Origin of the sequence: Georgenia sp. Z1344, assembly GCF_049856295.1 — a bacterium.
In the GTDB taxonomy this organism is placed as follows: Bacteria; Actinomycetota; Actinomycetes; order Actinomycetales; family Actinomycetaceae; genus JB111.
Genome location: NZ_JBNDMZ010000001.1, coordinates 199,285 through 210,691, shown reverse-complemented (window position 1 = coordinate 210,691; position 11,407 = coordinate 199,285). Strand labels below are relative to the sequence as shown.

The 11,407-nt window shown below is 75.1% G+C and carries 8 protein-coding genes; 3 read left to right on the top strand and 5 right to left on the bottom strand.

The annotated features are described in order from the left end of the window. Positions 1-114: 114 nt before the first annotated feature. Both ACPYO6_RS01000 and ACPYO6_RS00995 read left to right on the top strand, forming a co-directional pair. A complete protein-coding gene (locus tag ACPYO6_RS01000; RefSeq protein ID WP_425713190.1) occupies positions 115-810 on the top strand; it encodes an amino acid ABC transporter permease in 696 nt (231 codons plus the stop codon). Beyond that, the gene (locus ACPYO6_RS00995) at positions 807-1,688 is read left to right on the top strand and encodes an amino acid ABC transporter permease (protein ID WP_425713017.1); all 882 of its coding nucleotides are present in this window, start codon (positions 807-809) and stop codon (positions 1,686-1,688) included. Before ACPYO6_RS01000 ends, ACPYO6_RS00995 begins: the two co-directional genes overlap by 4 nt. A 76-nt stretch (positions 1,689-1,764) precedes the next feature. Here ACPYO6_RS00995 and ACPYO6_RS00990 read toward each other — a convergent pair whose 3' ends face one another. From ACPYO6_RS00990 to ACPYO6_RS00975, 4 genes are all read right to left on the bottom strand, one after another. Continuing rightward, positions 1,765-2,970, bottom strand: a complete 1,206-nt coding sequence (locus ACPYO6_RS00990; RefSeq protein ID WP_425713016.1) for a hypothetical protein — start codon at positions 2,968-2,970, stop codon at positions 1,765-1,767. A 211-nt stretch (positions 2,971-3,181) separates the two neighbouring features. Next, positions 3,182-3,799 (bottom strand): regulatory protein RecX, encoded by a 618-nt coding sequence (locus ACPYO6_RS00985; protein WP_425713015.1) that lies wholly within the window; start codon positions 3,797-3,799, stop codon positions 3,182-3,184. Between the two features lie 217 nt (positions 3,800-4,016). Next, positions 4,017-5,144, bottom strand: coding sequence for a recombinase RecA (gene recA / locus ACPYO6_RS00980; RefSeq protein WP_425713014.1), 1,128 nt, complete (start codon positions 5,142-5,144; stop codon positions 4,017-4,019). A gap of 285 nt (positions 5,145-5,429) precedes the next feature. Next, the gene (locus ACPYO6_RS00975; protein ID WP_425713013.1) at positions 5,430-5,651 is read right to left on the bottom strand and encodes a DUF3046 domain-containing protein; all 222 of its coding nucleotides are present in this window, start codon (positions 5,649-5,651) and stop codon (positions 5,430-5,432) included. Between the two features lie 127 nt (positions 5,652-5,778). On the opposite strand from ACPYO6_RS00975, the gene ACPYO6_RS00970 reads away from it, so the two are divergent. Beyond that, on the top strand, positions 5,779-10,842 hold the full coding sequence (locus ACPYO6_RS00970) for a DEAD/DEAH box helicase (RefSeq protein ID WP_425713012.1): 5,064 nt from the start codon (positions 5,779-5,781) through the stop codon (positions 10,840-10,842). Positions 10,843-10,922: 80 nt separating this feature from the next. Here ACPYO6_RS00970 and ACPYO6_RS00965 read toward each other — a convergent pair whose 3' ends face one another. After that, complete coding sequence (locus tag ACPYO6_RS00965) at positions 10,923-11,375, bottom strand: helix-turn-helix domain-containing protein (RefSeq protein ID WP_425713011.1); 453 nt, start codon at positions 11,373-11,375, stop codon at positions 10,923-10,925. Positions 11,376-11,407 lie beyond the last annotated feature (32 nt).

Below are 11,407 nucleotides of genomic sequence, written 5' to 3'. Positions count from 1 at the left end.
CCTTTCCCTCCCCCCCCTCCCCCCCCCCCCCCCCCCCCTCCCCTCCCCCCCCCCCCCCCCCCCCCCCCCCCGCGACCGACACGACACCGAGGGGAGCTCCGGGTGGGGGCCATCATCGACGGGTTTCGCGACCTGATCGACACCTACGGCGCGGACATCCTGCAGGGCTACTGGATGAACGTGCAGCTGACGTTCTGGGCGGCCGTGCTGTCCTTCGTCCTCGGCACGATCCTCGTGGTCATGCGCGTGAGCCCCGCGCCGTCCCTGCGCTGGGCGGGCACCGCGTACGTCAACGTCGTGCGGAACATCCCGCTCACCCTCATCATCCTCGCCTGCTCGCAGGTGCTGTTCGGGCAGCTGCAGATCATCCTCGTCGACCGCGAGGTCGACGGCTGGCTCGCCCGGAACAACATGTACCTGGCGGTCCTCGGCCTCTCGCTGTACACCGCGTGCTTCGTCTGCGAGTCCCTGCGCTCCGGCATCAACACCGTGCCCACGGGTCAGGCCGAGGCCTCCCGGGCCGTCGGCCTCGGGTTCGCGCAGACGATGACCATCGTCATCCTGCCCCAGGCCCTGCGCGGCGCGATCGCCCCGCTCGGCTCCACCCTCGTGGCCCTGACGAAGAACTCGACCGTCGCCCAGGCCGCCGGCGTGACGACGGCCGCCGGGATGATGTCGACGGCCATCGAGTTCCGGCCGGACATCATGGTCGCGATCTTCCTGCTGTTCGCCATCGGCTGGGTCGCCCTCGTCCTGCCGATCGGCCTGCTGGCCACGTTCCTCTCGCGCAAGCTGGCGGTGAAGCGATGAGCAAGCAGCCCGGCCTCCTCTTCGACGCCCCCGGCCCCAAGGCACGCCGGAACATCTGGATCGTCAACATCGTCGGCCTCGTCGTCATCCTCGGCATCGCCTGGTTCATCATCGACGCCCTCAACGAGAAGGGGCAGTTCACCAGCGAGAAGTGGGCGCCGCTCGCCGAGTGGTCGACCTGGGAGAACAACTACCTGCCCGGCATCATGGCGACCATCCGGGCCGCCGCGGTCGCCATCGTGCTCGCGAACATCGTCGGCCTCGTGCTCGGCCTGGGCCGCCTCGCGCAGAACCCGATCGTCCGCGGCATCGCGGGCACGATCGTCGAGTTCTTCCGCGCGGTCCCCGTGCTCGTCCTCATGCTGTTCTTCAACATCCTCTTCTCCCGCACGCTCGCGCCGGACGGCGCCCTGTTCGACCAGCGCGACGCGCCGTTCCTCGCCGTCGTCGTGGGGCTCACGCTCTACAACTCGGCGGTCATCGCTGAGCTCGTGCGCTCCGGCGTGCACACCCTGCCGGGCGGTCAGCGGGAGGCCGCGCTGGCGATCGGCATGCCGCGCGGGAAGTCGCTGCGGATCGTCGAGCTGCCGCAGGCGCTGGTGGCGATGATGCCGGCGATGGTCTCCCAGCTCGTCGTCATCCTCAAGGACTCCTCGCTCGGCTACCTCGTCAGCTACTCCGAGCTGCTTCTCAACGGCCGGCTCGTGGGAACGACGAACGCCAACCTGCTGCCGTCGCTGTTCGTCGTCGCGTGCATCTTCATCATCCTCAACCTCACGCTGACGACGATCGCCGGGGCGCTCGCGAAGTTCCTCGACCCGCACACCGCGGCCCGCGCCAAGAAGCACGACCCGGCGCTCACGGTCGAGGCCGACTAGCTCGCTGGTCGGCCGGCTGGCCAGTCGGCTGGCCCGCTGGTCGGCTGGCCCGCTGGTCGGCTGGCCCGCTGGTCGGCTAGCTCGCCGACTCGCTCCCCGGCTCACCCTCGCCCGAGGCGCCGCCCACCATCGTCAGCGGGACCTCGGCGACGGCGATGTCGTGCATCTCGCCGCCGAGCCCGATGACGATCGAGACCTCGACGACGGCCTCCGCGGCGTCGACCGGCAGCTGGAACCAGACCCGCCGCGTGAACGGGCCGTCCGAACCGTTGGTGTTCGTCTCGGGCTCGACCGTGGAGCCGTCCGCGAGCCGGAGCCGGATCGTCGACTCGTCGTAGTGCGGGCTCGGGGGCTCCTGGGTCGTCACGTCGACGCCGAGGAACACGTGGCCCGGGTTCGCCCAGCCGACCTCGGGGACGAACGGGGTGAGGACGCCACCGGTCAGCTGGCCCGTCTGGGTCATGCCGCCGTACCGGGTCTCGTAGTCGTGGCTCCACTCCGCGCCCTCACCGACCTCGACGTCGGTCGGCCGCGCATAGATCTCCTCGACGCCGGAGGCGGTCCGGGTCCCGTCGAGCAGGCTGATCTCCTGGCTGACGTCGAACGCGACGCTCTCGAGGACGACGTCCTCGGGTGCCGCGTCGTCGGGCACCGACAGCACGACGGTGACCTGCTCACCGGGCGTGAGCTCGAGGTCGAGGTCGACCTCGCTCCCCTCGACCCGCACGACGTTCTCCGTGGCCTCGTACGACTCGATCTCGTCGTCGACCGGTTCCCAGCGCGGGTCGTCGACCTGGACGATCGCCACGACGAAAGTCTCCCCCTCCGCGGCCGCGACCTCCTCGGCGTCGCCGAACTCGGTCTCGTCGCTCGGGTCCTCCGCGAGGATCTGCTCGGCGACGTCGACCGGCAGGGTGTCGACGGTGCCCGCCTGCGGTACGGAGATCTCCTGGTCGAACGCAGAGATGACGGTCGAGCGATCCTGCTCGACCTCGGTGAGCTCGACGTCCGGCGTCTGCGTGAGCACCGCCGCGGCGCCCGACGGCATGCTGGTGGCGCCATCCGCACCGTCCGTTGCGCCGCCGTCGCCGTCGTCGCTGCTCGAGTCGTCCGCTCCGTCAGTCGCGCTGCCCTCGCCGGGCACGTCCTCCGGTGCCGCGGGAGCGGCGGGCGGGGGCTGGGGCGCGCCGGTGGGCTCGTCGGACCCGCCGCAGGCGGCGAGCACGGTGGCGAGGAGCACGGCTCCGGTCGTCGTCGGGAGCAGGCGGGCGCGGACGGGCATGGGGACCTTTCACGAGGAGCGACGGGGCGACGTGCAGCGGCACGACGTGCGCGGGGCGGCCGGCGTCCCGCGCAGGCGCGAGTCCCGAACGGGTGCATGTCCCGAACGGGCGCGTGTCCCGAGCGGAAGTGCCTCCCGGACAGGCCGCGCGCCGGCGGACGACCGTACCCAACCGGACGCACACGGGCCAATTCAGCCGGTGTGACCGAGATCAGTCGGCGTCAAGGTCCCCCGCGCCGGCCCCGTCCTCGATGTCGATCTCCTCCTCGTCGAGCGCGGTGCGCATCGCCCGCCGCGCGACGTCGCCGGAGAATCCCTTACGCCCGAGCGCGGCGGCGGTGCGGCGGTACCGGACCGCCGGGTCGAGCCGCCGGGTCGCGCGCAACCGGGCGCGGGCCACCTCGAGGGCGGCGCTCTCCTCGTCCTCGTCGCCGAGCTGGTCGAGCGCACGCGCCGCCACCTCGTCCTCGATGCCCTTGCGGCGCAGCTCGAGCGCGATCGCCCGCCGCCCTTGGTGTCGCTCGGCGTGCCGGGTGCGGACGAACCGGTCGGCCAGCTCCGCGTCGTCGATCAGCCCGACGGCGGCGAGCCGGTCGAGCAGCGTCTCCGCGACGTCGCCGGCCACGCCCTTGTCCGCCAGCTTCTCGGCGAGCTGCGCGCGCGTGCGCGGGGCCGCAGCGAGCGAGCGCAGGGCGATCGCGCGGGCCGCCTCGAGCGGGTCCTCGTCGTCGTACCCCGCCGCATCCTCGCGCGCGTTCCTCCCCGCCGTCTCGCGCGCCTTCTGTCCCCTCTGCTCGCGCGCCTTCTGTCCCCTCTGCTCGCTCGTCACGTGAGCTCCCTCCACACTCGCCGACGCCGGCCCCCGAGCGGTCGCCGATGCCCGAGCCGGCCCGCCACCGCGCCGCCTGCCACCGCGGGGGGCGTCACCACGCGGCCTGCCACCGCGCGGGCCGTCACCGCGCCGCCTGCCACCGCGGGATCCGTCCCCACGCAGCCCCGCCCCCGGACCGTCGGTCGCGGGGGCGGGGCGTCGTCCTGCCTGACGATCAGAAGGAGACCGGGACCTCGGCGCGGTCGGCGGCCGCGCCCTTGCGCCCGGCGGCCGGGGCCTTGACGGGCGCCATCGGCTCGTCGGTGCCGAGCGGCTCGACGGGGGCCGCCGGCTCCTCGGGCGCCTCGCCGATGCCGAGCTTGACGAGGATCTTCTTCTCGATCTCCTCGGCGAGCTCGGGGTTGTCCTTGAGGAACTGGCGCGAGTTCTCCTTGCCCTGGCCGAGCTGGTCCCCCTCGTAGGTGAACCAGGAGCCGGACTTGCGCACGATGCCGTTCTCGACGCCGAGGTCGATGAGCCCGCCCTCGCGGGAGATGCCCTGGCCGTAGAGGATGTCGAACTCGGCCTGCTTGAACGGCGGCGCCATCTTGTTCTTGACGACCTTGACGCGCGTGCGGTTGCCGACCGCGTCGGTGCCGTCCTTGAGGGTCTCGATCCGGCGGACGTCGAGCCGCACGGACGAGTAGAACTTCAGCGCCTTGCCACCCGTGGTGGTCTCGGGCGAGCCGAAGAACACGCCGATCTTCTCGCGCAGCTGGTTGATGAAGATCGCGGTGGTGCCGGACGCGGACAGGGCGCCGGTGATCTTGCGCAGCGCCTGGGACATGAGGCGGGCCTGGAGGCCGACGTGGCTGTCGCCCATCTCGCCCTCGATCTCGGCCTTCGGCACGAGCGCGGCGACCGAGTCGACCACGACGATGTCGAGCGCGCCGGAGCGGATGAGCATGTCGGTGATCTCGAGCGCCTGCTCACCGGTGTCCGGCTGCGAGACGAGGAGCGCGTCCGTGTCGACGCCGAGCTTCTTCGCGTACTCCGGGTCGAGTGCGTGCTCCGCGTCGATGAACCCGGCAATGCCACCGTTGCGCTGGGCGTTGGCCACGGCGTGCAGGGCGACGGTCGTCTTTCCCGAGGACTCCGGGCCGTAGATCTCGACGATCCGGCCGCGCGGGAGCCCGCCGATCCCGAGCGCGACGTCCAGCGCCACGGACCCGGTGGGGATCGTCTGGACCTTGGGCCGCGTCTCGTCGCCGAGGCGCATGACGGACCCCTTGCCGAACTGGCGGTCGATCTGGCTGAGCGCGGCCTCGAGGGCCTTGCTGCGGTCTGCTGCGGGAGCGGGCATGTCTCTCACCTCTGTGCTGGGGACGCTGGGCGCCCCGTCTGGACGGTCACGGGCTGGCCTTGTCAGGGCGGGTCCCTCTCCGGGTCGCTGCCTGGGATGACGCTATGTCCGACCACCGACATCCGTTCCCGCCCGCCACCGGTCTGTGGACGAGCAGGAGTCGTCGTCACCTGTGAGCACGCTACGCCGAACAGATGTTCGAGCGCGACAGGCGGACCCGGCGTGTCGCGGATGCCGACGAGGCGCCCGTGCGCGTCGGGTGCCCGGGGCGGAGGCGTGCCCCCGCTACTCGTCGATCTCGCGGCGGTGGTGCCAGCGCGCGGAGTCGGGCAGGCCGAGCTCGTCGACCATCGCGTCCCACACGTCCTGGGGGCGGACGCCCTGCTCGAGCGCCTCGTTCGCCGTGCGGTAGCCGACGCCCGCGAGGGTGAGGTCGGCGAGGTAGGACGACGCCGTCGCCTCGCCGAGGACCTCGCGCGCGACGGCGGTGAACTGGGAGCGCTTCACGGGGCCAGCGTCCCACCGCCCGGCGCCCCGGGCCCCGCGGGGCGCGCCGGTGAGACGGACGCCGCACGGTCAACGGCCCCACCCGTCCCCGTCCACCGCTGTCGGCCCCTGCTGCGACGATGTCCCGGTGACCTTCGGACCCGCGACCCGCGCGTGGTTCGACGCCGCCTTCGACTCACCCACCCCGGCGCAGACCGGCGCGTGGGAGGCGATCGCCTCCGGGGAGCACGCGCTCGTCGTCGCGCCCACGGGCTCGGGCAAGACCCTCGCCGCGTTCCTCTGGGCGATCGACGAGATGCTCGCCGAGCCCGTCCCCGACCAGGCCGCACGCACGCGGATCCTCTACGTCTCGCCGCTCAAGGCCCTGGCGGTCGACGTCGAGCGGAACCTCGAGCGCCCGCTGAGCGGGATCCGGGCCGAGGCACAGCGCCTCGGGATCGAGCTTCCCGAGCTGCGCACCGGGGTCCGCAGCGGGGACACCTCGCCCGCCGACCGGCGCCGCCTCGTCTCCCGCCCGCCGGACATCCTCATCACCACCCCCGAGTCGCTGTTCCTCATGCTGACGTCCGCCGCGCGGGAGGCGCTCGCGCACGTGCGGACCGTCGTCGTCGACGAGGTGCACGCGATCGCCGGCACCAAGCGCGGCGCGCACCTCTTCCTCAGCCTCGAACGCCTCGACGCCCTCACCCCGGTCCCGGTCCAGCGGGTCGGCCTCTCGGCCACGGTCCGCCCGGCGCAGGAGGTCGCCCGCGCGCTCGCCGGCGTGCGCAGCGAGGACGACGGAGGCCGCCCCGTCCGGGTCGTCGCCCCGCCGTCCCCGCGGCGGCTCCGGCTCGACATCCAGCTCCCGGTCGCCGACCTCGCGGCACCCGGCCCCGCACCCGGAAACATCCCGCCCGACGGCGAACCCCCCGTCCCCGACCGCCCGGACGACGCGGCCGGCCTCGCCGGCCGCCCCGAACCGCCATTGATCTGGCCGCACGTCGCCGCCCGCGTCGTCGACCTCGTCGAGGCCCACCGGTCGACGATCGTGTTCGTCGGCTCGCGCCGCCTCGCCGAGCGCCTGGCCGCCCAGGTCAACGAGGAGCACGACCGCCGCCGGGGCGGACCCGGCGTGTCGGGCGAGGGCGAGGCGTGGCCGGCCGCCGTCCCCGGCCAGTCCGGCACGTCGCTCGGCCTCGACCCGGTCCTCGCCCGAGCCCACCACGGCTCGATGAGCCGGTCCGAGCGCGCGATCGCCGAGGAGGCGCTGAAGTCGGGCGCGCTCCGCTGCGTCGTCGCCACGTCCACCCTCGAGCTCGGCATCGACATGGGCGAGGTCGACCTCGTCGTCCAGATCGGCGCCCCGCCGACGGTCGCCTCCACCGTCCAGCGCGTGGGCCGGGCGGGTCACCAGGTCGGCGGCACGTCGCGCGGCGTGCTCCTCCCGGTCCACCGCGCCGAGCTGCTCCCCACCCTCGTCGCGGCCCGCAGCGCGCTCGCCGGCGAGGTCGAGGCGACGACGCTGCCGCGCACGCCGCTCGACGTGCTGGCCCAGCAGCTGCTCGCGATGGTCGCCGTCGAGGACCTCTCGCCCGCCGAGGCGCTTACCCGCGTGCGGCGCGCGGCAAGCTATGCGGACCTCACGCAGGCGACGTTCGACGGCGTCGTCGACATGCTCTCGGGGCGCTACCCCGCCGAGGAGTTCGCCGAGCTGCGGCCCCGGATCGTCCACGACCGCGCGGCCGGTCTCCTGCGCGCCCGCCCGGGGGCCGCCCGCCTCGCCGTCACGTCCGGCGGCACGATCCCCGACCGCGGCCTGTTCGGCGTCTACCTCTCCGGCGGCGAGTCCGCGGGCGCCCGCCGGGTGGGCGAGCTCGACGAGGAGATGGTCTTCGAGTCCCGGCTCGGCGACACGTTCACCCTCGGCAACTCGACCTGGCGCATCGATCAGATCACCGCCGACCGCGTCCTCGTCTCCCCCGCCCCCGGCCGCCCGGGCCGGCTGCCGTTCTGGCTCGGCGACACGCTCGGCCGCCCGGCCACGCTCGGGGCCGCGATCGGAGCCGCCGCCCGCACCTGGGGCACGCAGTCGGGCACGCGCGGCCCTGACGACACGCTGCTCCCCGACGACGAGCGACGCACCGACGACCCCCGCGGCGGCGCCGACGGCCTCGTCCTCGCCCCCGAGACGGCCGCGGGCATCAGCGCGTGGATCGCCGACCAGCGCGCGGCGACGGGCGCGGTGCCGGACGACGAGACGATCATCGTCGAGCGGTTTCGCGACGAGCTGGGCGACTGGCGCGTCGTCGTCCACTCCCTCGCCGGCCGGCGCGTCAACGCCCCGTGGGCCCTCCTGCTCGCCGCAGCGCTGCGCGAGCGCACCGGCGTGGACGCACAGGCGCAGGCCGCAGACGACGGCATCGTCCTGCGCCTCCCGCCCGGCGCCCAGGAGGAGCTCGGCCCCGACGACCTCCTGGTCGACCCGGACGACGTGCGGCCCCGCGTCGTCGCCGCACTCGCCGGGTCCCCGCTCATCGCCGCCCGGTTCCGGGAGGCCGCCTCCCGCGCGCTCCTCCTGCCCCGCCGGTTCCCGGGCAAGCGGCAGCCGCTGTGGCAGCAGCGGCACCGGGCGGCCGCGCTGTTCGCCGTCGCCTCGAAGTTCCCCGAGTTCCCTATCACCCTCGAGGCCGTCCGCGAGGCGCTCCAGGACGACTACGACGTCCCCGCGCTCACCGCCCTCATGGCGGCCGTCGCCGCGCGCCGCGTCCGGGTCGTCGAGGTGACGACGCCGCGCCCGTCGCCCTGGGCGCGCTCGCTGCTCATGGGCTACACCGCGCGGTTCCTCTACGGCGAGGACGTCCCGCCCGGGGAGCGCCGGGCGGCGGCCCTCGCGCTCGACACGTCCCTGCTCGCCGAGCTGATCGGCGGCGACACCGCCGACCTCGTCGACGTGCTCGACCCGCGCGCCGTCACCGAGGTCGCCGCGGAGGTCGGCCTCCTCACGGAGGCGAGCCGGGCGCACGACGCCGAGGCGGCCATCGATCTCGTCCGCCGCCTCGGCCCCCTGCCGCGCAGCGAGCTCGCGGAACGGCTCGCGGACCCGGACGACGTCGACGCCCTCGTCGCCGAGCTGGCGCGGGCCGGACGCGTGCTCGAGGTCGAGGTCGGCGGCGAGCCGCACCTCGTGGTGGTCGAGGACGCCGGCCGGGTGCGCGGGGCGCTCGGCGTCGTGCTTCCCGCCGGCGTCCCGGCCGAGCTCGCCGACGACGTGCCGGACCCGCTGGGCGACCTCCTGCGCCGCTACGCCCGCACGCACGGACCGTTCACCCCCGCGGACGTCGCGGCCCGGTACGACCTGCCGGTCGGTGTGCTGCGGGCGCCGCTCGACCGGCTCGTGGGCGCCGAGGTGCTCGTCGCCGGGCGCGTGACCGGGCACGCCGACGGGCTCGAGCTCGTCGACGCCGAGGTGCTGCGCCGGATCCGCCGCCGCTCGCTCGCGCTGCTGCGCGGCGAGGTGGACGCGATCGAACCCGAGGTGCTCGCCCGCGCGACGCTGCGGTGGCACGGGATTGCGCCGGAGCCGGTTAGCACGGCCCCCGTCCCCGCGGCATCCGTCCCCGCGGCATCCGTCCCCGCGGCATCCGGCGACACGGCATCCGACGACACCACCGCGGCCGCGCTGCTCGACGTCGTCGACCGACTCGCCGGGCAGCCCCTCCCGCTCGCGGGCCTCGAGACGCACGTGCTGCCCTCCCGCGTGCCGGGGTACCGACCCGGTCTGCTCGACGAGCTCGTCGCCGACGGCGAGGTCGTGTGGGTCGGCCGCGGCCCGCGCACGTCGCCGGCCGCGCCGGACCAGGTCATCCTCCTGCCGTCGGACGCCGTGGCCGACCTCGCCCCGCCGACCGACTCGTGGTCGGCGCCGGCGGGCGGGGACGGGTCGGGCTCCGGGGTCGCGGCCGACGAGCGGGTCCCCTCCGAGGCGCTGCTCGGCGCCGTCGTCCGGGCCCTGTCGGACGGCGCATCCCGCACGCTCGCGGACCTCGTCGCCGCGGTCCGGGCGCCGGACCCGGACGACCCGTGGGACCTCGGGGAGCCCGACGACGAGCACGCCCGGACGACCGGCCCCTCCGCCGCCTCGTCACATGGCACGCTGCCCGCCGACCGGCCCGGCGACGCGGTCCCGGACGGCAGCGACTGTCGGTCTCCAGCCGTCGACGCCCCGGCCGCCGTCGACGCCCCGGCCGTCGGCGAGGCACTGTGGTGGCTGGCCACCGCCGGCATCGTCACCTCGGACACGTTTGCCGCCGCGCGCAGCCGTGCGACGCAGGCGTCCGGCCCGGTCCGCTCCCGCACCGCGCCGCGGCCGCCGCGCCCTGTCCGCGGGGGCCTCAGGCGCCGCGCGACGGCCGCCGTCCGCCCCCGCTCCGCGCTCGCCGCCACGCCCGCCGACCTCGCGGGCCGCTGGTCGCTCGTCCGCCGGTCCGCACCGGCCGCCCCCGACCCGACCGTCGCGCTCGCGGCCCGAGTCGCCCAGCTCGTCGAGACGCACGGAGTGCTCACCCGGGACTCGTCGGGAGTGAGTGAGCTCGCGGGCGGGTTCTCGGCGGCCTACGAGGTGCTGCGCCGGCTCGAGGACGCGGCGCAGGTCCGGCGCGGCTACGTGGTGGACGGCCTCGGCGGCGCGCAGTTCGCGCTGCCCGCGATGCTCGAGGTGCTTCGCGAGGCGGGGCGTGAGACACGGCCCGACGCGGGGCGCCACGAGGACCTGCGCGCCGCAGGCCACGGCGCCGCCGGTCACGACGCCGATGGCACTGGCACCGCCGCCGGCACCCCGGTGGTCCACGTGCTCGCCGCCGCGGACCCCGCGAACCCGTACGGGGCGGCGCTGCCGTGGCCGGGCCCGGCCGAGGGGCCGCGGCCGTCGCGGCGGGCGGGTGCGTTCGTCGTGCTGGTCGACGCGGCGCCGGCGCTGTTCGTCGAGCGCGGCGGTCGGTCGGTGCTCGGGCTCACGGACGACGAGGCGTTCCTCACGGCCGCGGCGTCGGCGGCCGCGGTCCAGGTGCGGGACGGCCGCCTCCCGCGCGCCACAGTCCGGCAGGTCGACGGCGGCTCACCGGCCGGCAGCCACCGGGCCGGGCCCACGGAGCGCGCCCTCACGGCGGCCGGCTGGGTCCGCGGCCCCGGGGGCCTCCACCCGCCGGCGTAGCCCCACGAACAGCACGACGCCCCCGCCGCGAGGGCGAGGGCGTCGTCGAGGAGTGCAGCCGGCCGACCGGCCTCAGCGGATCACGGCGCGGCGGGCGCGAGCTCGTCGAGGAACTCGTCCGGCACGGTGTCCGGGACGCGCACGGGCTCGTGGGCCGCGAGGCGGCCGGAGACCACGCGCATGATGTGGCTCAGCGGGGTGTTGAGAGCCTCGGAGATCGAGGCGAGCAGCTCGGAGGAGGCCTCCTTCTGCCCGCGCTCCACCTCGGAGAGGTAGCCGAGCGAGACCTTGGCGTCCGAGGACACCTCGCGCAGGGTGCGGCCCTGACGCTGACGGACCTCGCGGAGCACGTCGCCGATCACGTTGCGCAGCAGCACGGGGGTCCCCCTCTCGTCGGGCTCGGTCGTCGTCTCGTCGACGACGGGTGTGGAGATACGGTACCTGGCGCGGGGCGCCTGGCGGGAACCGGGGCGGGGGTCGTCCCGCCTGTCGGGCGGACCGATGGGTCGGGCGATGTTCGTCGAGGGCATCATCACCGGGCACAACACCGTCCGGGTCGGATCTG